At 73.8% G+C, this 22498-nt stretch carries 20 protein-coding genes and 1 pseudogene; 9 read left to right on the top strand and 12 right to left on the bottom strand.

Annotated features, from left to right (window positions below; all coding sequences use genetic code 11):
* Nucleotides 1–122: 122 nt before the first annotated feature.
* Nucleotides 123–296: pseudogene (locus tag ACGFI8_RS22100) on the bottom strand (helix-turn-helix transcriptional regulator); the annotation flags it as partial.
* A gap of 212 nt (nucleotides 297–508) precedes the next feature.
* Here ACGFI8_RS22100 and ACGFI8_RS22095 point away from each other — a divergent pair.
* A complete protein-coding gene (locus tag ACGFI8_RS22095) occupies nucleotides 509–772 on the top strand; it encodes a hypothetical protein (protein ID WP_392807473.1) in 264 nt (87 codons plus the stop codon).
* Between the two features lie 26 nt (nucleotides 773–798).
* Here the strand turns inward: ACGFI8_RS22095 and ACGFI8_RS22090 are convergent, their stop codons facing one another.
* Nucleotides 799–1617: an Fpg/Nei family DNA glycosylase gene (locus tag ACGFI8_RS22090; protein WP_392807472.1), complete on the bottom strand. Its 819-nt coding sequence runs from the start codon at nucleotides 1615–1617 to the stop codon at nucleotides 799–801.
* A 34-nt stretch (nucleotides 1618–1651) separates the two neighbouring features.
* Between ACGFI8_RS22090 and hrpB the strand changes: the two genes are divergently transcribed.
* From hrpB to ACGFI8_RS22075, 3 genes are all read left to right on the top strand, one after another.
* Entirely contained in the window at nucleotides 1652–3967 is a 2316-nt protein-coding gene (hrpB, locus tag ACGFI8_RS22085) for an ATP-dependent helicase HrpB (protein ID WP_392807470.1), read from the top strand.
* A 79-nt stretch (nucleotides 3968–4046) separates the two neighbouring features.
* Nucleotides 4047–5327, top strand: coding sequence for a DUF1254 domain-containing protein (locus ACGFI8_RS22080; RefSeq protein ID WP_392807469.1), 1281 nt, complete (start codon nucleotides 4047–4049; stop codon nucleotides 5325–5327).
* Between the two features lie 65 nt (nucleotides 5328–5392).
* On the top strand, nucleotides 5393–6664 hold the full coding sequence (locus ACGFI8_RS22075) for a glycosyltransferase (protein ID WP_392807468.1): 1272 nt from the start codon (nucleotides 5393–5395) through the stop codon (nucleotides 6662–6664).
* Here ACGFI8_RS22075 and ACGFI8_RS22070 read toward each other — a convergent pair.
* The 4 genes from ACGFI8_RS22070 to ACGFI8_RS22055 form a co-directional block, all read right to left on the bottom strand.
* A complete protein-coding gene (locus ACGFI8_RS22070) occupies nucleotides 6607–7809 on the bottom strand; it encodes an ABC transporter permease (RefSeq protein WP_392807467.1) in 1203 nt (400 codons plus the stop codon). The two genes, ACGFI8_RS22075 and ACGFI8_RS22070, sit on opposite strands and share 58 nt — an antisense overlap.
* Entirely contained in the window at nucleotides 7769–8470 is a 702-nt protein-coding gene (locus ACGFI8_RS22065) for an ABC transporter ATP-binding protein (protein WP_392807465.1), read from the bottom strand. The genes ACGFI8_RS22070 and ACGFI8_RS22065 overlap by 41 nt, the downstream gene beginning before the upstream one ends.
* An 85-nt stretch (nucleotides 8471–8555) precedes the next feature.
* Nucleotides 8556–9629, bottom strand: a complete 1074-nt coding sequence (locus tag ACGFI8_RS22060; RefSeq protein WP_392807464.1) for a peptidoglycan-binding protein — start codon at nucleotides 9627–9629, stop codon at nucleotides 8556–8558.
* Nucleotides 9626–10228, bottom strand: coding sequence for a hypothetical protein (locus ACGFI8_RS22055; RefSeq protein ID WP_392807462.1), 603 nt, complete (start codon nucleotides 10226–10228; stop codon nucleotides 9626–9628). Before ACGFI8_RS22055 ends, ACGFI8_RS22060 begins: the two co-directional genes overlap by 4 nt.
* A 139-nt stretch (nucleotides 10229–10367) precedes the next feature.
* Between ACGFI8_RS22055 and ACGFI8_RS22050 the strand changes: the two genes are divergently transcribed.
* Genes ACGFI8_RS22050 through ACGFI8_RS22035 form a run of 4 tightly spaced genes read left to right on the top strand, consistent with a single transcriptional unit; the run spans nucleotide 10368 to nucleotide 13452 of the window.
* On the top strand, nucleotides 10368–11024 hold the full coding sequence (locus ACGFI8_RS22050; protein ID WP_392807461.1) for a response regulator transcription factor: 657 nt from the start codon (nucleotides 10368–10370) through the stop codon (nucleotides 11022–11024).
* Complete coding sequence (locus ACGFI8_RS22045; protein ID WP_392807460.1) at nucleotides 11021–12160, top strand: sensor histidine kinase; 1140 nt, start codon at nucleotides 11021–11023, stop codon at nucleotides 12158–12160. Before ACGFI8_RS22050 ends, ACGFI8_RS22045 begins: the two co-directional genes overlap by 4 nt.
* Nucleotides 12161–12190: 30 nt before the next feature.
* The gene (locus ACGFI8_RS22040; protein ID WP_392807458.1) at nucleotides 12191–12754 is read left to right on the top strand and encodes an NADAR family protein; all 564 of its coding nucleotides are present in this window, start codon (nucleotides 12191–12193) and stop codon (nucleotides 12752–12754) included.
* The gene (locus ACGFI8_RS22035) at nucleotides 12751–13452 is read left to right on the top strand and encodes a hypothetical protein (RefSeq protein ID WP_392807456.1); all 702 of its coding nucleotides are present in this window, start codon (nucleotides 12751–12753) and stop codon (nucleotides 13450–13452) included. The genes ACGFI8_RS22040 and ACGFI8_RS22035 overlap by 4 nt, the downstream gene beginning before the upstream one ends.
* A 3-nt stretch (nucleotides 13453–13455) precedes the next feature.
* On the opposite strand, the gene ACGFI8_RS22030 is transcribed toward ACGFI8_RS22035, so the two are convergent.
* Both ACGFI8_RS22030 and ACGFI8_RS22025 read right to left on the bottom strand, forming a co-directional pair.
* Nucleotides 13456–15585 (bottom strand): MMPL family transporter, encoded by a 2130-nt coding sequence (locus ACGFI8_RS22030; RefSeq protein ID WP_392807455.1) that lies wholly within the window; start codon nucleotides 15583–15585, stop codon nucleotides 13456–13458.
* 99 nt (nucleotides 15586–15684) lie between these two features.
* Entirely contained in the window at nucleotides 15685–17169 is a 1485-nt protein-coding gene (locus tag ACGFI8_RS22025; RefSeq protein ID WP_392807453.1) for an amino acid permease, read from the bottom strand.
* Between the two features lie 105 nt (nucleotides 17170–17274).
* On the opposite strand from ACGFI8_RS22025, the gene ACGFI8_RS22020 reads away from it, so the two are divergent.
* Nucleotides 17275–18603, top strand: coding sequence for an FAD/NAD(P)-binding protein (locus ACGFI8_RS22020; protein WP_392807452.1), 1329 nt, complete (start codon nucleotides 17275–17277; stop codon nucleotides 18601–18603).
* On the opposite strand, the gene ACGFI8_RS22015 is transcribed toward ACGFI8_RS22020, so the two are convergent.
* The 4 genes from ACGFI8_RS22015 to ACGFI8_RS22000 are packed head-to-tail and all read right to left on the bottom strand — an operon-like array spanning nucleotide 18562 to nucleotide 22367.
* Nucleotides 18562–19140 (bottom strand): ATP/GTP-binding protein, encoded by a 579-nt coding sequence (locus ACGFI8_RS22015; protein WP_392807451.1) that lies wholly within the window; start codon nucleotides 19138–19140, stop codon nucleotides 18562–18564. The two genes, ACGFI8_RS22020 and ACGFI8_RS22015, sit on opposite strands and share 42 nt — an antisense overlap.
* Nucleotides 19121–19504, bottom strand: coding sequence for a DUF742 domain-containing protein (locus tag ACGFI8_RS22010; RefSeq protein WP_392807448.1), 384 nt, complete (start codon nucleotides 19502–19504; stop codon nucleotides 19121–19123). The genes ACGFI8_RS22015 and ACGFI8_RS22010 overlap by 20 nt, the downstream gene beginning before the upstream one ends.
* Nucleotides 19491–19913 carry a roadblock/LC7 domain-containing protein gene (locus ACGFI8_RS22005; RefSeq protein ID WP_392807446.1) on the bottom strand — a complete coding sequence of 141 codons (423 nt, stop codon included), beginning with the start codon at nucleotides 19911–19913 and terminating at the stop codon, nucleotides 19491–19493. Before ACGFI8_RS22005 ends, ACGFI8_RS22010 begins: the two co-directional genes overlap by 14 nt.
* Entirely contained in the window at nucleotides 19914–22367 is a 2454-nt protein-coding gene (locus ACGFI8_RS22000; protein WP_392807445.1) for a nitrate- and nitrite sensing domain-containing protein, read from the bottom strand.
* Nucleotides 22368–22498: the final 131 nt, after the last annotated feature.

Below are 22498 nucleotides of genomic sequence, written 5' to 3'. Positions count from 1 at the left end.
GACCTCCCAGGATCATGCGCGATGGTCGTCACGCCGGCGTCCTCTGCCGTTCCGTACCAACCAATATCCGCAGGGTCCCGGCAGACTCACCCGGCCGGAGCGATTGTCGGCGCTACGTTGCTGGGCGACTCGCCGTAGGCGGCACGGAACTCCCGGCTCAGGTGTCCGGCCGAGAGGTGGACGCCGCGCGCCAGCGCCTCGACGTCCAGGGGCTGCGCGTAGTCACGGTCGATCCGGTCGCGGACGCGGCGCAGCAGGGCGAGGTCGCGCAGGCGCGGGTCGGGTCTGCTGGTCACAGATGACAGCCTGCCATGGTGCCGCCGGTCGACGCCGTCGCGCGCGCTCCCGCCCGGAGGGTGAGGCGGGTAGAGGCGGGCATGCAGGCCAGCAGGTATACGGGGGTGCGGAAACCCGCAGCCGGAGAATCCTGCTGGCGCCGAGGTCGTCGCGCAACGGTACGAGGGACGGTGGACTCAGCACACACACACCCGTTGAAGAGGTGATCACGATGACGACCACGACTTGCCCGGTTGACCCGGTCCAGTGCATGGCACTGTTCGTCTCCGACGCCTCCAAGTCGCGCGACCTGGACGACGCCACCATCCGCGAGACCGTCGGCCGCACCCTCGAGCAGCTCGGGGCCGACGAGTGCTACGCCCGCGCCGCCGAGGTGTTCGGCGACCGCCCCGAAATCGCCCTCGACCGCATCCAGTGGGCGCGCGAGCTGTGCACCCGCGCCATGGCGCCCGCGCTCGCCGGCGCCGCCGCCTGACGGCCGGGCGCCATGTCGCCGGATGCCTAGGGCTGCTCGCGCGAACACCACCAGGTCGTCCGGCCGCCGACCGTGCCGCGCCGCATCGGCGCCCCGCACCTGGGGCAGACGGCGTCGGCCCGCCGGGCCGGGACGACCGACAGCGCGTGGACGCCGCCACCGTCGAGAGCCGCCGCCACGGCGGCCCGCAGCCCGCGGTGCAGCCGGTCGACCTCCGCTCGTGACAGGTCGTCGACCGTACGGGCCGGATTGAGCTTGGCCAGCCAGAGCGCCTGATCGGCGAGCAGGTTGCCCATCCCCGCGACCGCCTCCTGGTCGAGCAGGCGGGCCTTCACCGGCGCCGTGCCCCGCGCCATCACCGCCCGGAACTGGGCCGGGGTGATCTCCCTGGCATCCGGCCCCAGCCGTTCGACCGGCGGGTCGAGGCGCACCCGGCCCAGCCGCCGGGGATCCACGAGCAGCAGGCGCGTCCCGTCTCCGAAACCGAGCGAGAACCGGGTGAACCGGTGGTCTCCCTGCGCCCGCCCGCGCCGCCAGTAGTCGCCGCCGTCGACCTCCCGCCCGTCCTCGCCGGCGAACACGACCTTGCCCGACATCCCGAGGTGGATGCCGAGGGTCGGGCCGGCCACCCCGGAGCCGCGCAGGCCCGAGGTCTCGCACCACATGCTCTTGCCGCGCCGGTTGGCCTCGGTCAGCCGCCGCCCCAGCAGCGCCGCACGAATCTCGCCGGGCAGGTGGGGCCGGCACACGTAGGTGTCGGCATCGTCGACGTCGACGATCGGGCGCCCGAGCGCGTACCGCTCAAGGACGGCGCGGGCGGACTCGACCTCGGGAAGCTCCGGCACCCTGGCGAGGTTAGCGCCCTGGGAGGATGTCCGCGTGGGAGAACCGGAGCTGCCCGTCGCCGCGGTGCTCGACCGGGTCGTCGGGGCCGTGGAGGCGGGCGCGGCGGTGCTCGTCGCGCCGCCCGGGACCGGGAAGACCACGCTGGTGCCGCTCGCGCTCGCCGGTGGCCTCGGCGGGCGGATCGTCGTGGCGGAGCCGCGGCGGATCGCGGCCCGGGCCGCGGCGCGGCGCATGGCCGAGCTGCGCGGCGAGCGGGTGGGCCAGACCGTCGGGTACTCCGTGCGCGGCGATCGCCGGGTCGGCCGCGACACCCGGGTCGAGGTGGTCACGACCGGGCTGCTCGTGCAGCGGCTGCTCGCGGACCCCGAGCTGCCCGGCGTCGGCGCGGTGATGATCGACGAGTGCCACGAGCGGCACCTGGACACCGACCTCGCGACCGCGTTCCTCGTCGAGGCGCGGCAGACGATCCGGCCCGATCTCGGGCTGCTGGCCGCCTCGGCGACCGTCGACGTGCGGCGGTTCCGGGAGATCCTCGACGCCGCGGTGGTCGAGGCCGACAGCCCGCTGTTCCCGCTCGAGGTGCGCTGGGCGCCGCCGCGCCGGCCGCACGTCGGGGCCGAGCCCGCGTTCCTCGACCATGTCGCGCAGACGATCAGGGCGGCCTGGCGTGAGACGGAGCACGACATCCTGGCGTTCCTGCCCGGCGTCGCGGAGATCGAGGGTGTACGCCGCCGAATCCCCGAGATCCCGACCGTCCCCCTGCACGGGCGGCTCCCGGCGGCGGCACAGGACGAGGCGCTCAGCCCGCGGGGCGCGCGCCGGGTGATCGTGGCGACCGCGGTGGCCGAAAGCAGCCTGACCGTCCCGGGCGTGCGGGTCGTGGTCGACGCGGGGCTCGCCCGGGTGCCGCGCACCGACCTCGCCCGCGGGCTCGGATCGCTGGCGACCGTCCGGGTGTCCCGGGCCGGCGCCGCGCAGCGGGCCGGGCGCGCCGCGCGGGAGGGGGCCGGGGTCGTGTACAAGTGCTGGTCTCCGGCGGACGACGAGCGCCTCCCGGCGCGGCCGGAGCCCGAGGTGCGCACCGCCGAGCTGACCGGGTTCGCTCTGGCGCTGGCGTGCTGGGGGCGCCCCGACGGCACTGGGCTCGCGCTGCCGGACGCGCCGCCGGAGGCCGCGCTGCGGGTGGCCCGGGAGACGCTGCGGGCGCTCGGCGCGGTGGACGAGCGGCTCGAGGTCACCGAGCGCGGGCGGCGCATCGCCCGGGTCGGGGCGCATCCGCGGCTCGCCCGGGCGCTGCTGGACGGGGCGCCGATCGTCGGGGCGCGCAACGCCGCCGAGGTCGTGGCGGTGCTGGCCGAAGACGCCCTGCCGACCGACGACCTGGCCGCGGCGCGGCGGACCACGGACCGGTGGCGGGCGGAGGCCGGCCTGCTGTACCGCATGATCGAGAACCCGGTCGAGCGCGACACGAGCGCGGACCGGGCGGCGGGCATCATCGCCGGCCTGGCCTACCCGGAGCGCATCGCCCGGCGCCGCCGCAACGGCTACCTGATGGCCGGCGGCACCGAGGCCGAGCTCGCCGACGGCTCGTCGCTGCAGGGCCACCCGTGGCTGGCGATCGCGGCCGCGGACCGGCCGGCGGGGCGCGTCAACGCGCGGATCCGGCTCGCCGCCGCGATCGACGAGGACATCGCCCGCGAGGCCGGCGCGGCGCTGCTGTCCACCGCGGACGAGGCGAGCGCCACCGGGGTGCGGCGGGTCGAGCGGCTCGGCGCGATCGTGCTGTCGGAGCGGCAGATCGGCGCGGCGCCCGCGGAGCTGGCCGCGGCGGCCCGGCGCGAGCGGCTGCGGCGCGAGGGCGTGCCGTGGACCCCGCTGCGCCGCCGCCTGGACTTCCTGCACCGCGCGGTCGGCGAGCCATGGCCCGACGTGAGCGACGAGGCCCTCATCGAGTCGATGGTGGACGGCACCGACCTGCACACCGTGCTGCAGGCGCGGCTGCCGTGGCCGCAGGCGAAGGACCTGGACCGGCTGGCGCCGGAGCGGCTCACGGTGCCGAGCGGGTCAGCGGTCCGGCTGGACTACGCCGACCCGGAAGGTCCGGTGCTCGCGGTCAAGGTGCAGGAGATGTTCGGGCTGGCGCGGACGCCGGAGGTCGGCGGCCGGCCGGTACTGCTGCACCTGCTCTCCCCCGCCGGGCGCCCGGTCGCCGTCACCCGTGACCTGGCCTCGTTCTGGCGCACCGGCTATCCGCAGGTGCGCGCGGAGCTACGCGGCCGCTATCCGCGCCACCCGTGGCCCGAAGACCCGGACCAGGCGCCAACCCGCCGGGCCAACCCGCGTCGCTGAGCCGACGCCCACCCCCGGCCTCACCCGGCTGGCACCGGCCCGCACTGGACGCTGGAAGGCAGGACGAGGGAGGCTGCCTATGAGAGACGACCTGCCCACGCTGGCCGCCGAGGCGTACGGCTATGGCTATCCCCTGCTGCAGGACCTGCACGCCGTCGGCACCGCACCCGTCTTCAACACGTTCACACACCAGCGGAGCATTCCCGACGGGCCCAACGCCAATCCCGACCTGCTGTACTCCACCGCCCAGCTCGACCTGTCCGGCGGCCCGCTGTGGCTGCGCGTGCCCGACACCGGCGGCCGCTACCACGTGGTCCAGTTCGTCGACGCGTGGACGGACAACTACGCGTACGTCGGCAGCCGTACCACCCCCGACGAGGAGCGCGAGTTCCTGCTCGTGCCGCCCGGCTGGGCCGGCCGGGAGGCGCCCGCCGCCGAGGTCATCCGGGTGCCGACGATGATCACCACGCTGATCGCCCGCTTCGGCACCGGGCCCGGCGTGCACGCCCTGCAGGACGCCCTCGCCATCGAACGGATGTACCCCCACGTGTCCCTGGACGGCCTGCCGCACCCACAGGCCGGCGTGCCGGACGAACTGCTCTTCCTCGAGACGCTGCGGCGCAGCCTCGCCGCGTTTCCGCCCTCCCCGGCCGAGCGGCGCTTCCAGCGCCGGTTCGCGCCGCTGGGGCTGTTCGACGGCGGGAACTCGCCGTGCCCGACCATGCCGCGCGAGCAGCGCGCGGCGATACGCGAGGGCCTCGAGCGCGGCCGCGAGGCGCTCGAGGAGGCGGCGACGACCGATCACGCCGCGCTGGTCAACGGCTGGACGAACGACCTGCACTCGTTCGACTACAACCTCGACTACTTCGAGGTCGGCACCGTCGACGCCCCGCAGTGGACGCTGCCGGACCGGGACACGGCGCACCACGTGCGCGCGGTCGCGGCCCGCACCCGCCTGTGGGGCCACCACGCCTACGAGGCCGTGTACCCCACCGTCCACAAGGACCGCGACGGCGTCCGGCTGACCGGCGCCCGCGCCTACACGCTGCGCCTGGACCCGCCGCCTCCGTCGGCGGCGGGCTGGTCGCTGACGATGTACGACGGGCCGGGCTCCCGCCTGGTCCCCAACGAGCTGGACAAGCACTCGGTCGGCGCCGGCACGCCCGGCCTGCGCACCGGCCCCGGCGGCTCGGTCACGATCCTGGTCCAGCACGACCGCCCGGACGACCCGGCGTCCGTGCCCAACTGGCTGCCCGCGCCGCGCGGCGAGTTCCACCCGGTACTGCGCGTCTACGCGCCCGCGGACGCGATGCTGCACGGCGAGTACCGGCTCCCCCCGCTCGTGGAAACAGCTCAATGAACAGCTGACGTACAACGGATGCTGATCCTCGTGCCGGCGAGCGGCCGTATCGCACCATGTGCGGCGTGAGAATCGCGCACTTCTGCGACAGCCATCCGGGGCGCTCCGACGGCGTCGCGACCTCGGTGGCCGCCACGGTGTCCCTGCTGCGCGCCGCCGGGCACGACGTTCAGCTGTATCAGCCCGCGCCGCTGCTGCGCGGCCGCGGCGAGCCGTGCGGGGTGCGCTCGGTGCCGGTGCCGCTGCGCAACATCCGTGTCGGTGTGCCGCGCTTCTCCGGCATGCGGCCGGTCCCGCACGTAGTGCACGTGCACACGCCCGGGCCCGTCGGCATCGGCGGCCTGCGCTACGCGCGGGCGCACGAGATCCCGGTCGTCATGACGTGGCACACCGACCTGCTGGCGTACTCGGCGCACTTCGTGGAGATCCAGCTCGGCGCGGCGCACGCCGCGCAGCGCCTCGACCTCGGCTGGACCACGCGCGACTACCTGCGGCTGGCCCGGGCCGGCACCGAGCGCCGCGCGCAGCTGCTGCGGCTGGCCCAGGAGTTCATGGACCGCACCGCGCTGGTCATCGCGCCCTCGGCGAAGACCGCGGCCGGCCTCGCCGAGTTCGAGCGGCTCCCACCGGTGTGGATGGTGCCGACCTCGGTGCAGCTCGCCGACTGCCCGCTGGGCCGGGCGGAGCTGCGGCGCTCGCTGCGCATTCCGGAGAGCGCGCCGGTGGTACTCGCGGTGGGCCGGGCCACCAAGGAGAAGGACCCGGCCCTGCTGCTGGCCGCGTTCGCCCGGCTGCTGCGCCAGGTCCCCGCCGCGCGGCTGGTGATGGTCGGCGTGAAGCAGAACCGGCTGAACGTGATCCGGCTGGCCCGCCAGGTCGGCGTCGCGCACGCGCTGCGGGTGATCCGGCCGGTGCCGCACAGCCGGATGGCGGCGTACTACCGGATGGCCGACGTCCTCGCGTTCGCCTCCACCACCGACACGCAGGGCCTGGTGATGATCGAGGCGGAGGCGGCCGGACTGCCGGTCGTGCTCGCCGACGCGGCGCTGGCCGAGCGGCCGGGCGGGGCCACGGGCCGGCTGAGCGCCGCGCCGGACGCCGACTCCTTCGCCGCCGCCCTGGCCCGGGTGCTCACCGACCCGCAGCTGCACCGCGAGGTGGCCGAGGCGGGCCGCGCCGCCGCGGACGCGTACTCCGCGGAGCACTACCTCGGCCGCCTGCTCGCCGCGTACGACTTCGCCCGGGCGCAGGCGACCGGCGCTCAGAGCCCTCAGGACCCTCAGGGCGCTGCCAGCGCCTCCGTCGGGGCGAGCCGCGCGGCCCGCACCGCCGGATAGAGGCCGGCGATCGCGCCGATGACCAGCGTGGCGGCGACCCCGCCGGCCGTCGCCCACGCCGGCACGATCGCGGGCCACTCCCGCGTGGCGGCGTAGAACGCGGTCACCCCGATGCCCATCGTCACTCCGCCGACCCCGCCGAGCGCCGAGAGCAGCAGCGACTCGGAGAGGAACTGCAGCAGGATCTGCCCGCGGGTGGCGCCGAGGGCGCGGCGCAGCCCGATCTCGGCACGGCGCTCCAGCACCGAGATGACCATCGTGTTGGCCACGCCGACGCCGCCGACGAGCAGCGCGACCGCGCCGAGGCCGAGCAGCAGCCCGGTGAATGTCTTGTCGGTCGCCTGCCGCGCGGCGAGCGCGTCGGACGGCCGCGACACCTTCACCTCGTTCGGCGCCTGCGGGTTGGCCGTCGCGGCGAGCACCCCGCGGACCGCCTCGACCGCCGAGTCCTTCGACCGCGTGTAGACGGTCGTCGGGTGCCCGTCGAAGCCGGCGTAGCTCTTCGCCGCGTCCCAGCCGATCAGCACCGAGGAGTCCAGCTCGGGGGCGAGCGGCACCTCGGCGAGGATCCCGATGACGGTGAACCAGCGCTGGTGGATGTACACCTGCACCCCGTCGTTGACGCTCTCGATGCCGAGGCGCCGGGCGGCGGCCGCGCCGAGGACGACGGCCGGATACTGCCCGGTCGCCGCGTTGAGCCACACCCCGTCGGCCAGCGTCGCGCCGACCGTGCCGGGCAGGCCCAGCTGGGCGGCGCGCAGCGTGATCGCGTTGGTCTGCCCCGCCGGGATCCTGTCGGAGCGGTACACGTGCACGTTCGCGACCTTCCCGACCGCGGCGACCCGGGTGACCGGCCCGATCCGGCTGATCATCTCCACCGACTCGTCCGGCAGCGTGGCGTTGCCGCCGAAGATGTCGTTGCCGGGCGCGACGGTCAGCATGTTGGTGCCGAGCGCGGCGAGCTGCCGGTCGAGCTCGGCCCGGCTGGAGGAGGAGATCCCGACGACGGCGGTCATCGCGGCGATGCCGATCGCGATGCCCAGCGCCGACAGGAACGCCCGCATCGGCCGGGTGCGCAGGCCGGCGCCGCCAACTCGCACCACGTCAGCGGGGAACAGCCGCGCGGGCTGCAACGGCGCCGTCATCCGAGACCACCTCCCCGTCGCGCATGCTCACCTGGCGCGGCAGGCTCGCCGCGATCTGCGTGTCGTGGGTGATGACGAGGATCGTCGTGCCGGCGTGGTGCAGCTCGCCGAGCAGCTGCATCACGCCGGCCCCGGACGCCGAGTCCAGGTTGCCGGTCGGCTCGTCGGCGAGGAGGATCGCCGGCTCGCCGACGACCGCCCGGGCGATCGCCACCCGCTGCTTCTCGCCGCCGGAGAGCTCGTGCGGCAGGTGGTCGAGCCGGTCGCCCAGCCCGACCCGGACGAGCGCCTCCTCGGCGCGGCGGCGCCGCTCCGCGCGGGACCGGCCCGCGTACAGCAGCCCGTCGGCGACATTGTCCAGCGCTGGCTGGCCGCCGGCCAGGTGGAACTGCTGGAAGACGAAGCCGATGCGCCGCGCCCGCAGGGCGGACAGCTGCCGGTCGCGGAGCCCGGCGACCTCGTGCCCGTCGATGCGCACCGCGCCCGCCGAAGGGCGGTCGAGGGTGCCGATGAGGTGCAGCATCGTGCTCTTGCCGGAGCCCGAGGGCCCGAGGATCGCGACGAACTCCCCCGCCGTCACGGTGAGGCTGACGTCCCGGACCGCCACGACGCCGCCCGGGTACACCTTCCGCACCGACTCCAACTCCACGACAGCACTCATGCCGAGACCTCCGCTTCGCTCCGAAAGCGGCATGAGCTGCACCTGCGCCTCTGATGAGCGGCCACTCCGCTTCGCTCCGTACCGCTCATGCTGGCATCCCCACGACCGTGCCCTCGGTGATGCCGTCGCCGGAGACCTCGACCTTGCCGGCGGCGAACAGGCCGAGCTGCACGGCGACGATCCGCGTCGCGTTGTTCTCGACGACCTGGACCCCGTAGCCGCCCTCGGCGAGGGCCAGCAGGGCCTGCACCGGCACCGCGAGGACGTTCTCCTTCTTGCCGGCGGTGAACCCGACGGTCACGGTCATCTGGTCGAGCCCGTCGAACGCCTTCGGGTCGTCCGGGGAGATGGTCGCGCGGTACTTCGTCTCCTCCGGGCTGTTGTTCTGCGCCGGCTGGATGATCGTCTGCACCAGCGTGATCTTGCCGGTCACGCTGCGGCCGTCGGGCAGCTTGACCGTGACCGCGGCGCCGGCGCGCGCCAGCCGCTGGTCGGACACGTCGAGGTCGACGGTGACCACCGGAGCGGTTCCGGTGTAGGTCAGGATCGCGCCCCCGGCCGCGTCGCCGACGTCGGCCTTGCGCTCCCTGACGCGCACCGCGCCGGTCGCGTAGGCGACCCGGCCCGACTCCACCGTCCCGGTCTTGGTCAGGCCGAGGTCGCCCTGCCACTTGCGGACCGCGGTCGCCGTCGCCGCGGTGTACTGGTCGTCGACGGTGAAGCCGGTGTACCCGAGCGCGGCGAGGTTTTCCTCCAACTGCCTGACGTCGGGGCCCTCGTCGCCGACGCCGAGGTTGCGGTACGACGGCAGGGCGCCGTAGAGCAGTACCACCGGCGTGTTGTCGACCCGGTAGAGCGCCTGTCCACGTTGGACGGTCGCCCCGACGGCCGGCACCTCGGTGAGGGTGCCGGCGCCGAGGCGCCCGCCGGACACCGTCCGGGTGTCGCCGTGGCCGAGCGTGCCGGCCTCGTTCTGGGTGTCCACCAGCGTCTGCTTGGTCACCTCGGCCGTCCTCGGCGGCAGCGTCGAGTGGGTCCCGGCGTCGCTGCCGCGGTCCGGCAGCCCGAACCCGGCCGCCGCGGCCGCGCCGACCGCCGCCACCGCCGCGACGCCGAACACTACGCGCCCGGCCCGCCCCCGCCTTCTCCTGTTGCTCATGCCGCCGGGCCGCCGTTCTCGACGTGCTGCGTCTTGCCGCCCTCGCCGCCCGCGCCGCCCGGGGGCTTGGGCTGGTACTGCTCGCAGCCCTTCTGCGCGTCCTTGAACTGCTGGCTCTGCGGGTCGATGCCAAGCTTGTCGCCGTCGATCATCAGCCCGCCCTCTTCGCTCGGGTCGGGGAAGTTGGTGATCCCGTGCTCCCGCATGCACTCGGAGAACTGGCGCATCTTCTCCTGGTCCTCGGCGCTGACCCGCTGCGGCTGGCCGCCGTTGGGCATGTACTGCTTGCACTGCTCCTGCGCCGCTTCGACCTTCGACCTGTCCGTGCCGTCGGGGATCGCGATGCGGACGCCCCCGCCCTCGAAGTCCGGGTCGTCCATGGGGATGCCGTGGTCGCGCATGCACTGGGCGAACCGCAGGAACTGCTCCTGGTCGTCCTTCGGGTCGCGCGGCGCGTTGCCGCCGCTCGCGCTCGCGTCGGGCTTGGCGCCGCCCGCGGTCGCCACCCCGTCGTCCGCGCCGGCGTTGCGCGCGCAGCCGGCCGCGGGTAGCGCGAGCAGCAGGGCGAGCACGAGCCCGAGCCCTGTCCTGGTGCGCATGGTCTGCCTCCGTCCGAGTCTGGCCGCGGTCCGGGCGTTCGCCGGCCGCTCACCGGCAGTCAAGCCGGGGGCGCGTCATCGGGCCGTAACCGCGAATGTTGACGGCGAAGTGACACGAGGGCGCGGGACGATGGGAGACATGCGGATTCTGGTGGTCGAGGACGAGCAACTGCTGGCCGAGACCGTCGCGCACGGCCTGCGGCGCGACGCGCACGCCGTCGACGTGGTCCACGACGGGGCCGCGGCGCTGGAGCGGCTCGACGTCAACGACTACGACGTGGTGGTGCTCGACCGGGACCTGCCGGTCGTGCACGGCGACGACGTCTGCCGCGAGCTCACCCGGCGCGAGACGGCGGCGCGGGTGCTCATGCTGACCGCGGCTGCCGACGTCGACGACCGGGTCGCCGGCCTGGCCCTGGGGGCCGACGACTACCTGCCGAAGCCGTTCGCGTTCCGCGAGCTGGCCGCCCGCGTGGCGGCGCTGGGCCGCCGGGCCCGCCCGGCCGCGCCGCCGGTGCTGGAGCGGGCCGGGATCCGCCTCGACCCGCACCGCCGGGAGGTGTACCGCGACGGGCGCTACGTCCCGCTGTCGCGCAAGGAGTTCGCCGTCCTCGCCGAACTGCTGCGCGCCGAGGGCGCCGCGGTCTCCGCCGAGCAGCTGCTGGAGAAGGCGTGGGACGAGCACGCCGACCCGTTCACGCACACCGTGCGCATGACGATCCTGAAGCTGCGCCGCAAGCTCGGCGACCCGGCGGTAGTGCTGACGGAACCGGGAGTGGGGTACCGCATCGCATGATGAAGATGACCATCCGGACCCGGCTGACCCTGGTCTACGGCGGGCTGCTGCTGACCGGCGGCTTGCTGCTGCTCGGCATCACCTACCTGCTGGTCTACCAGCGCCTGGGCGGCCAGAGCTTCGTAGGGCAGCGGGAGCTCGCCGGGGCGCTCCCGGTCGCGCCCGGGGACCAGGTCTTCACCAGGATCCAGGTCGAGGTCAAGGACAACGCGCTGCAGACGGTGCTCACGCAGGGCGGGATCGCCCTCGCGGTGGTGGTCGTCGCCGGGCTCGCGTTCAGCTGGCTGATCGCCGGGCGGCTGCTGCAGCCGCTGCATCGGGTCACCGAGACCGCCCGGCGCATCGCCGGCGCCCCCGACCGCGGCCTGCACGAGCGCATCGCGCTGGACGGCCCGTACGACGAGGTGAAGGAGCTGGCGGACACCTTCGACCTGATGATCGCCCGGCTGGACAAGTCGTTCGACCTCCAGCGCCGCTTCATCGCCAACGCCTCGCACGAGCTGCGCACCCCGCTGACGCTCAACCGCACGCTGCTGGAGGTCTCCACGGACGCCGCCGACGCCTCGCCGGAGCTGCGCCAGCTCGGCCAGACGCTGCTGGCGGTCAACGCCCGGCACGAGCGGCTCATCGACGGGCTGCTGCTGCTCGCCCGCTCGGAGCGCGCGGTCGCCGAACGGTCCTATGTGGACCTTGCCGACGTGGTCGTGCACGTCGCCTCGCAGGTGCCGGCGGAGACGGTGAAGGTGACGGCGGCCGCGGGCGAGGCGCCGACGACGGGCAACGCCGTGCTGCTCGAGCGGCTCGTGCACAACCTGGTGGAGAACGGGGTGCGGTACAACCTGCCGGCCGGGGGCTGGGTGCGCGTGGAGAGCGGGACGCGGCCCGACGGGGTCTTCGTCACCGTCAGCAACACGGGGCCGGCCGTCCCGCGGTACGAGATCCCGAATCTCTTCGAGCCCTTCCGTCGGCTCGGCCCGGAGCGGGCGGCCTCGCCCGGCGCCGGCCTCGGGCTCTCGATCGTGCGGGCGGTCGCGTCCGCGCACGGTGGCGCGGTGTTCGCCGACCCCCGCGACGGGGGCGGACTGACCGTGACCGTGATCCTGCCCACCGCCGCGGGCAGCGATTTCCCGACATAACCGGTGGCGAAGATCGGGCAGACTCGCTGCATGTCCGCGCCACCGTCCTGCACCGCCGAACTGCTCCGGCTCATCGAATCCGGGGTCCGCGTCAAGTACCTGCACTTCTGGGGCCATCACCCACGGCCCGACGGAACGATCGGGGCGAGTTGCCTGAGCCAGTGGTGGCCGGCCGCGTTCGAGGCGGACGGTGTCGGGTTCCCGTCCGCCGAGCACTACATGATGTGGCGCAAGGCCAAGCTCTTCGGCGACGACGCCATCGCCGCGCGGTTGCTGGACGTTTCGCATCCGAACGAGGCGAAGACCCTCGGCCGGCGGATCGCCGGGTTTGACGAGGAGACCTGGGCGCGGGAGCGGTTCGGCATCGTGGTCGCCGGCAGCATCGCGAAGTTCGCCGCCCACGACGACCTGCGCGCCTTCCTGCTCGGCACCGGCGACCGGGTGCTCGTCGAGGCCAGCCCGCTGGACCGGGTCTGGGGCATCGGCCTGGCCGCCGGCGACGCGTCCGCGGACGAGCCCGCCCGCTGGCGCGGCCTCAACCTGCTCGGCTTCGCCCTCATGCGCGCCCGCTTCGAGCTGGCCGAGCAGTTATGACCAGGGACGAGATTGAGCCGCTGCCGGCGTGGCTGGCCTGGCCGGTCCGGGTGCTGGCGGTCATCTTCGTGGTGCCGTTCAAGCTGGCCTGGGACCTGTTCGCGGTCGTCATGCGCTGCATCGGACGGTACGTCCTGGCGCCGGTCTGGCGGTACGTGCTGTACCCGGTCCTGTACTACGGGCTGTGGGTGCCGATCCGCTGGATCACCGTCAACATCCTGTGGCGGCCGCTGGTCTGGGTGGCCGAGCACATCCTGGCCCCGCTGTTCACGGCGCTGTGGAACGGGCTGGTGTGGTTCGTGCGCGCGCTCGGCCCGTTCTGGCGCCTGCTCGGCCGCGTGCTGCTGGAGATGGCGAAGGCGGTCGGCTGGGCGCTGGACCTGGTGTACCGCTACCTCCTGCGCCCCCTCGGCCTCGCCCTGAAGTGGGCGACGATCGCCTGCTACCGCTATCTGATGCGCCCGATCGGGTACGTCCTCGCCTTCATCGGGATCTACGTCGTGGTCCCGGTGGCCAAGGCGGTCGCCTGGGCCTGGAACCACTCCGTGGTGCTGCTGTGGCGCTATCTCGTCGTCATCCCGGTGTCCTGGGCCTGGCGGACGCTGGTGGTCCCGCCGGCCAGGTGGGTCCGCTCCGCGGTGCTCCACCCGATCGCCGAGACCACCCGCCGCGTCCTCGCGACCCTGGGCCTGCGCTAGCCGTTACCGGCCAGCCGGCTCCAGCTCGGGCTCGGGCGCGTGGCGCTCGACCTCCACGCGCGGCAGGAGCCGGTCCAGCCAGCGCGGCAGCCACCAGTTCGCGCGGCCCAGCAGGGCCATCGTGGCCGGGACGAGCACCAGGCGGACGACCGTCGCGTCGACGAGGACAGCCGCGGCCATGCCCACGCCGGTCATCTTCACCGTGACGTCCGGATCGAGGGCGAAGCCCACGAACACCGCGACCATGATGGCCGCCGCGCTGCTGATGACCCGCCCGGTCGCGGACAGCCCGCGCACCACGCTGCCCTGCGCGTCGCCGGTGGCGAGCCAGTCCTCGCGGACCCGCGAGAGCAGGAACACCTCGTAGTCCATCGACAGTCCGAAGAGGACGGTGAAGAGCAGGATCGGCACCCAGCTGGAGACCGGCACCTCGTGCGGCAGCCCGACCGCGCGGGCGCCCGCGTCGGTCTGGAAGACCGCGGTCATCACGCCGTACGCCGCCGCGACCGACAGCAGGTTCATCACCGCGGCCTTCACCGCCACCACCGGGGCCCGGAAGAGCACGGTCAGCAGCAGCAGCGACAGCGCCACCACGAACGCCACGACGATCCACAGCCGCTCGGCGAGCCGGTCGGAGATGTCGGCGAACACGGCGACCAGGCCGGTGACGAGCACCCCGTCGGGCAGCACGTCGGCGCGCAGGTGGTCCAGCAGCCGCGTCGTCGCCTCGTCCTGCGGCCCGGTCTTCGGCTCCACCGCGATGACGGCGGCGGTGCCGTTGACCTCCGGCGGGGCGACCGCGGCGACGCCGGGCTCGGCGCGCAGCCGCGCCGCCAGACCGTCCACATCGGACACCTTCGTGGTGTCGACGGCGAGCAGCAGCGGGCCGTTCGCGCCCGGGCCGAACTCGGCCGAGACGAGGTCGTACGCCTTGCGCGTGGTGTTGGACGTCGGCTGGCTGCCGGCGTCCTGCGGCCAGGTCCGCATGCCCAGCGTCGGCGCGGCCAGCGCGGCGAGCACGACCAGCGACGCGAGCGCCGCGAGGATCGGGCGGCGCCCGACGCCGGCGGCCCACCGCGCGGTCAGGCCCGGGCGCGCGGCGGCGTCATGAGCCGCACCGCCGGCGGTCGCCTCCGCGGTGCCGCGGCGGACCGCGCGCGGGAGCACGCGGCGCCCGGCGAGGCCGCACAGCGCCGGCACGAGGGTGAGCGCGGCGGCCATGACCGCGGCCACGGCGGCGAAGGTGGCGTAGCCGAACGAGGAGTACACCGGCAGCGTCGACAGCTTCAGGCCGAACAGCGATACGAGGACGGTCAGGCCGGCGACGACGACCGAGGCGCCGGCGGTGGCGCCGGCCCGGGCCGCCGCCTCGCGCGGGGACAGGCCGGCGCGCAGGCCCTCGACGTGCCGGGCGACGAGCAGCAGGGCGTAGTCGATGCCGACGCCGAGCCCGACCATGGTGGCGATGGTGGGCGCGGTACCGCTGATGTCGGTGACCTTCTCCAGCAGCGCGACGATCGCGGTCGCCACGCCGAGGCCGGCGATCGCGACGACGAGCGGCAGGCCGGCCGCGACGACCGAGCCCAGCGCGAACACCAGGATCAGCAGCGCGGCGACGATGCCGACCCCCTCGGCGGTGCCGCTCGGCGCGGAGATGTTCTCGGCGACCTGCCCGCCGAACTCGACCTGGACGCCCTCGCGGGTCAGCGGCGCGGCCGCGGCGCGCAGCGCGTCCATGCCCGCGGTGCCGCGGAAGTCGGTGACCGGGATGTCGTACCGCACGCCGATGAGCGCGGTATCCCCGTCGGCCGACAGGCGCGGCGGCGCGACGACGCCCGCGCCCGGCATCTCGGCGAGGCGCCCCCGCAGCGCCTCCAGCGCGGCCGGGTCGAGCGCGCGGTCGGCGTGCACTACGACCCGCGCGTCCGCGCCGGACATCTGCGGGAAGTGCGCGCGCAGGAACTCGGTGCCGGCCTGCGACTGCGTGCCCGGGACGTTGTAGTCGTCGTGCGGCGTGCCGCCGAGTCCGAGCGACAGCGCGGTGAACGCCACGAGCGCGATCAGCCACGCGCCGATCGTGCGCCACGGGTGTGCGGCGGCCGCTCCGCTGAGCCGGCCGAGGAACTTGGACATGACAGCCTCCTGATAATCGCTGCTGCCAGGCTCCTCCGTGCCACTTTCAGACGACTTGGAGTCCACTAGCGGCGTCAGACGGCCGTGCGGGTTCGAGGGTTACGACGACGACGGCGTCGCCGGGGCCGACCGGTCGTCCGGCCGCTCGGCAGCCAGGTTGGCCCGGCGCATGCCGTAGGCGAAGTACAGCACCAGCCCGGCCACCATCCAGACGAGGAACCGCGCCCAGGTGATCACGGGCAGGTTGAGCATCAGCCAGACGCTCGCCAGCACGCTCACGACGGGCAGCCACGGCACCAGCGGGGCGCGGAAGGCGCGGGGCAGGTCGGGGTGGGTGCGGCGCAGCACCGCCACGCCGATCGAGACGACCACGAACGCGAACAGCGTGCCGATGCTGGTCAGCTCGGACAGTTCGGACAGCGGCACGAACGCGGCGAGCACCATCACGACCGCGCCGGTGATCGCGGACATCACCCACGGGGTGCCGTAGCGGGGGTGGACCCTCGCGAGCACCGGCGGGAGCAGCCCGTCGCGGGCCATCGCGAAGGAGACCCGGGCCTGGCCCAGCAGCAGCACCAGGATGACCGAGGTGATGCCGCAGACCGCGCCGAGGGAGATGAGGCTGGCCGCCCAGCCCTGCCCGGCCAGGTCGAAGGCCTTGGCCAGCGGCGCGGCGGTGTCCAGGTCGCCGTAGGGGACCATGCCGGTGACCACGAACGACACGGCCATGTACAGCACTCCGCAGATCACCAGCGAGCCGATGATGCCCCAGGGCACGTCGCGCTGCGGGCGGCGGGTCTCCTCGGCGGTGGTCGCCACGACGTCGAAGCCGATGTACGCGAAGAAGACAATCGACGCCGCCGCGACGACGCCGAACCAGCCGAAGTGCTGCGGCGTGATGCCGGCGAGCACCTGCAGCAGCGGCGCGTCGCCGCCGGACTCCTTCGTCGCGGGCCGTGCCGGCGGGATGAACGGGGTGTAGTTCGCCGCCTTGACGAAGAACAGGCCCAGGCCGATGACGAAGAGGACGACCGCCACCTTGATGAGCACCAGCGCGCCGGTCACCCGGCCGGAGAGTTTGGCGCCGAGGATGACCACGACGGTGAGCGCCGCGACGATGAACGCGGCGCCGAGGTCGGGCCGGGCCAGGTCGCCGGCCAGCCAGGTCGGCAGGTGGAAGAGCGCCTGCAGGTACGCCGACCAGCCCCGCGACACCACGGCCGCGCCGAGCGCCAGCTCCAGGCAGAGGTCCCAGCCGATGATCCATGCGATGAACTGGCCGAGGGTGGCATAGGAGAAGGTGTACGCCGACCCCGCGACCGGCACCGTCGAGGCGAACTCCGCGTAGCACAGCGCCGCGAGCGCGCACACGACGCCGGCGAGCGCGAACGACAGCACGATCGCGGGCCCCGCGTTGCGGGCCGCCTGCTGCCCGGTGAGCACGAAGATGCCGGTACCGATGATCACCCCGACGCCGAAGACGGTCAGGTCGAAGGCGGAGAGGTTCTTGCGGAGCCTGTGGCCGGGCGCGTCGGTGTCCCGCATCGACTGCTCGATCGGCTTGGTGCGAAAGAGGGACGACATGCCCTCGACATGCCCGGAGGACCACCTTGCTACACGTCGGCGCGCTGCACGCAGTACCATTAAACCTATCTCTTAAATAGGATTTTCACGGAAGGGCGGTGGACGATGGGGCGAACGGGCACCACCGTCGTGGTGGGCGGCGGCTGTAGCGGGGCGCTGACGGCGATCCACCTGCGCGACGGCCGCGACGACTCGGAGCGGGCCGCGGCGCGGGACGTGGTGATCGTCGATCCGGCGCCGCCGCACGGGCTCGGCCGCGGCGCGGCGTACCGCACCACGGACCCCGCCCACCTGCTCAACTCGCGCGCGGCGGCGATGAGCGCGTTCGCCGACGCTCCCGACGACTTCGTCGAGTGGTGCCGCGAGCAGGGGCTTTCCGTCGGCCCGGCGGACTTCGCGCCACGCTGCGTCTACGGCGACTACCTGCACGACCGGCTGCGCCGGGTGCCGTTCGTCCACGTGCGCGCGGTCGCGACCCGGGTGCGGCCGGACGGCACGGTCCTGCTGCGCGGCGGCGGCGAGATCCCCGCCGACCGGGTCGTGCTGGCGCTCGGGCACGGCGCGCCGGCCGGCCCGCTGGCGATCACCTCGGCGGTGCGGACCCACCCCTACTATGTGGGAAACCCCTGGACCCCGGGCGCGCTGGACCGGGTGCCGGGCGATCTTCCGGTCTTGCTGATCGGCACCGGCCTGACTGCGCTCGACGTCGCCCTCACCCTGCACGGGCGGGGCCGGCCGGCGCCGGTGCTCGCCGTCTCACGCCGCGGGCTGCTACCCCAGCCGCACCTGGAGCGCCAGCCGGCCGGTGACGACGGGTTCTCCTACCACGGCACCGGCACGGCCGGGCTGCTGCGCGCGGTGCGGGAGTACGCCGCGGCCCAGCCGGACTGGCGCTCGGCCGTGGACGCGATCCGGCCGCAGATCGACCGCCTGTGGTGGCAGCTGTCGGTCGACGCCCGGCGACGCTTGCTGCGCCACGTGGCCGCGTACTGGGAGGTCCACCGCCACCGCATGGCGCCGCCGGTCGCGGAGAAGATCCGGGGCCTGCTCGACAGCGGCGCCCTGACGGTCCGATCGGGGAAGATCCGCGCGATCCGCCGTGGCGAGCGCGGCTTCGTGGTAACCGTCGGCGACGCGGCGGTCCCGGTCGGCGCGATCGTGAACTGCACGGGCCCGGGCGGCGCGGCGACCACCACGCTCGGGCGGGCGCTGCTCGACGACGGCCTGGCCCGGCGCGACGCCACCGGCATCGGCCTGGACGTGGACGGGCGGGGGCGGCTCATCGACCGTGCCGGCGAGCCGGTCGAGCACCTCTTCGCGGTCGGCCCGACCCGCCGCGGGGCCTGGTGGGAGACGACCGCGGTCCCGGAGATCCGCGCCCAGGCGAGGGACCTAGGCCGCCACCTGTTTGAGCGTCATCACGTGCTCCACTAACGTGATCAGCACGTCCTTGACCGAGCGGCGGTCGCGGGCGTCGCAGAGCACGATCGGCACCTCCGGGTTGAGGTCCAGCGCCTTGGCGACCTGATCGATGCTGTGCTTCTGCACGCCGTCGAAGCAGTTCACGGCGACCAGGAACGGGGTGTTGCGCCGCTCGAAGTAGTCCACCGACGGGAAGCAGTCGTCCAGCCGCCGGGTGTCGGCCAGCACCACGGCGCCGAGCGCGCCCAGGGCCAGCTCGTCCCATAGGAACCAGAAGCGGTCCTGGCCCGGGGTACCGAAGAGGTAGAGGACGATGTCCTGGTTGATGCTGATCCGGCCGAAGTCCATCGCGACCGTGGTGGTTTGCTTGGCCTCGACGCCGTGCACGTCGTCGATGCCGACGCCGGCGTTGGTGAGCACCTCCTCCGTCTGCAGGGGACGGATCTCGCTCACCACGCTGACGAGCGTGGTCTTGCCGACGCCGAACCCGCCCGCGATGAGGATCTTCACCGCGAGGGGGACGTGACCGTCAGAGCGCTCGGAGGCCATTGACAACCGCCTTGAGGATGCGATCGTCGGGCCGCTGCGGCCCGACGGACTGTTGGTACTCCGGTTCGTGCATCTCGATGAGCCCCTGCTGGAGCAGATCGCCCAGCAGCACGCGCACAACGCCGAGCGCGAGATCGAGGTGAGAGGCGAGCTCGGCGACGGACACCGGCTCGCTGGTGCGCGCCAGGATCGCGCGCTGCTCGGGCAGCAGGTGCAGTTCGCCCGAGCCGTCGACCCTGCTCACCACGAACGCGACCAGGTCGAAGGCGCCGACGGCGGGCCTGGCCCGGCCGCCCGTCACGGCGTAGGGGCGCACCACCGGGCCGGCGTCGGAGTCCAGCCAGTCGTGTTCACCCTGTGGCATCGAGGGAAAGGCCCGGTCGTGACGGCGCGGTGAGGTACTGCCCGACCCTGGTCACCAGCATCGCCATCTCGTAGGCGATCACGCCGATGTCGGAGTCGGCGGCGCTGAGTACCGCTAAGCACGCACCCTGTCCGGCGGCGGTGACGAACAGGAACGCGTTGTCCATCTCCACGATGGTCTGGCGGACGGCGCCGCCGTTGAACTGCCGCCCGGCGCTGCGCGCCAGGCTCTGAAACCCGGAGGCCACGGCCGAGAGGTGCTCGGCGTCGTCGCGCCCGAGCCCGCTGGACGCGCCCATGAGCAGCCCATCGGCGGAGAGCACCACGGCGTGCTCCGCCGACTCGACCCGCTCGACGAGGTCGTCGAGAAGCCAGTCGAGGTTGCCGGTCCTGCTCGTCGAGTGCGTCACCTATGCGTCCCTTTCCGGTGTGTTCGTGGCCGTTTCGTCGCCGAGCGGGATCTGCCCGGCGTCGCGCCGGCCGCGGGTGAACCCGGCCTGCAGCGACGACATCATGGCGCGGGCCTGCTCGGGCGAGCGCCCGCCGACCGCGGTGGTTGCGAACTGCGCCGCCGGGATGCCGTCCACGGTCAGCTCGTCCTCGGCCCGCTCGCGCAGCTGCGGTGCGAGGCTCGCCTGGCGGCGGCGGCGCGGCAGCCCGTCGTCGGTGAACGTGGGCTCCTCGGTCCGCGCGTCGTGCGGTTGCCGCTGCGCCGGTATCGCGGGCGGCGCAGCGGCCGCCTCCGGCACGGCGACCGGCTCGGCCGCTGGCGGCTCGGGGACCACGACCGCATCGGAAACCACGATCGCATCGGGGACCAACGACAGGTGTGGCGACGATCCGACGTCGGCGAGCGTCGGGCGTACCACGTCCGCGGGCTCCAGCTCGAGAATCGCCTCGGCGGCCGCCTGGTGCTCCTCCGCGGGCGTCGACGCGGTGAGCTCGTGCGTCGCGCCGCTGATCAGGTGCGGCGGGACGAGCACGACCGCGGTGATGCCGCCGTACGGCGAGGCGCGCAGCGTGACCCGCACACCGTGCCGCGCGGCGAGCAGCGCCACGACGAACAGGCCCAGCCGGGCGCTGTTGGCCGGGTCGAACTCCGGCGGCTTCAGCAGCCGCTGGTTGGCCTCCTCGATCGCCTCGGACGCCATGCCCAGGCCGCGGTCCTCGATCTCGATCGCGTATCCGTTCGGGACCAGCTGCCCGCTGATCTGCACCCGGGTGTGCGGCGGCGAGTAGGCGGTGGCGTTCTCGATAACCTCGGCGAGCAGGTGGATGACGTCGGCGACGGCCCGGCCGACCAGCGACGCCTCCGGCAGGGCGAGGAACCCGACCCGCGCGTAGTCCTCCACCTCGGAGACCGCGCCCCGGATCACGTCGACCATCGGCACCGGGTTGCGCCAGCCCCGCCCGGGCGCGGCGCCGGCCAGGATGACCAGGTCCTCGGCGTGGCGGCGCATGCGGGTGGCAAGGTGGTCGACGCGGAAGAGGTCCTCCAGCTCCTCCGGGTCGGTAGTGCGCCGCTCCATGCGGTCCAGCAGGCCCAGCTGGCGGTGCAGCAGCGTCTGGCTGCGTCGCGCGATGTTGAGGAAGACCTCATTGAGCCCCTGCCGCAGCTGGGCCTCGTGCGCCGCGGACTGGACGGCGGTGCGCTGCACGGCGCTGAACGCGTTGCCCACCTTGCCGATCTCGTCCCAGCCGTACTCCAGCGGGGGCGCCGCGGCCACCACGTCGATCTGCTCGCCCTTGCGCAGCCGGGCGAGCAGATCGGGCAGGCGCACGTCGGCGAGGTCCTGCGCCTCCTGGCGCAGGCCGACCAGGCGGCGGACCAGCGAGCGCCCGATCCGGATCGACAGCAGGATCGAGACCAGCACCGCGATGAGGCCGAGCACGCCGGCGGCGACCACGCGCAGCACGATCGCGGTGCCGACCGGGCCGGCGTTGGCCACGATCACCTCGCCGAAGCGCAGGTCGAGGTAGCGCAGCTGCTCGACGAGCTTGTCGTAGGCCTCGCGCCAGGCGCTCACGTCGATCGGCAGCGCCGCGTTGGGCCGCGCGTCCGACATGATCTTGTTCTCGAACTCCTGCACCCGCCGGTAGGAGTCGCTGGCGGCGATCGGATCCCAGATCTCCCGGCCCTCGGCGGGCAGCTCGACGACCGCCTCGGCGTAGGCGTTGCGCTTGGCGCCGATGACCGCGATCAGGTCGGCCGACTCGGTCTTCTGGAACTTGCCGGCCGCCGCGGCGCCGTTGATCAGCGCGTCCTCGCGGGCGAGCAGCTCGCGGCCGCGGCTGGTGGCGATGACCGTGCGGGCGTTGCGGGTCAGCTCGGCGTCGCTGATGCCGGGCAGGGCGTTGTACCAGCGGTAGATCGCGTCGATCGGGCGGTTGTACGCCTCCATCGCCCGGGCGCGGTCCTCCTGCCCGAGCGAGATGGCGGTGCGGTCGGCGGCGAGCCCGTCGAACGCGGCGACCACATCCTGCAGCCGGCCGCGGGCCAGCTCGGGGATCGCGTCCTGCAGGGCGGAGTCGTCGGCCCGCTGGCGGAAGTCGGCGAGCACCCCGTCGACCTTGCCCCGCTGGTCGTTGAGCGCCGTGACCTCGGGTCCGCCATCCGGGCGCCCGATGGCGAGGTACACCTGCGTCAGCTTGCGCTCGCGCTGCAGCTCGACGATCACGTTCTCGGAGGGCTTACCGCTCAGCGCGTAGTACGTCTGGCTGTCGAACAGCTCGCCCGCGGCGCCGGCGGTCAGCGTCGTCGCGAACACCCACATGATCACGAGCGAGGCCAGCGGCGGCACCAACAGCGTGATGATCTTCGCGCGGATCGACCAGGTGCGGATTCTCCACGAAGGACTCTTCATGCGGTCGGTTCCTCGCTGGGGTCGCGGGGCAGGAGGGAAGGCGCCTCGGGGCATGATACGGACACGGAGGGCGTGAAGTCACCAGCAAGGCAGTGAGCGGTCGAAACCGGTCTCGTCCCCTATCTCGCCCT

Source organism: Dactylosporangium sp. NPDC048998, from assembly GCF_043197855.1.
In the GTDB taxonomy this organism is placed as follows: domain Bacteria; phylum Actinomycetota; class Actinomycetes; order Mycobacteriales; family Micromonosporaceae; genus Dactylosporangium.
This window is presented reverse-complemented; position numbering and strand designations above follow the sequence as displayed.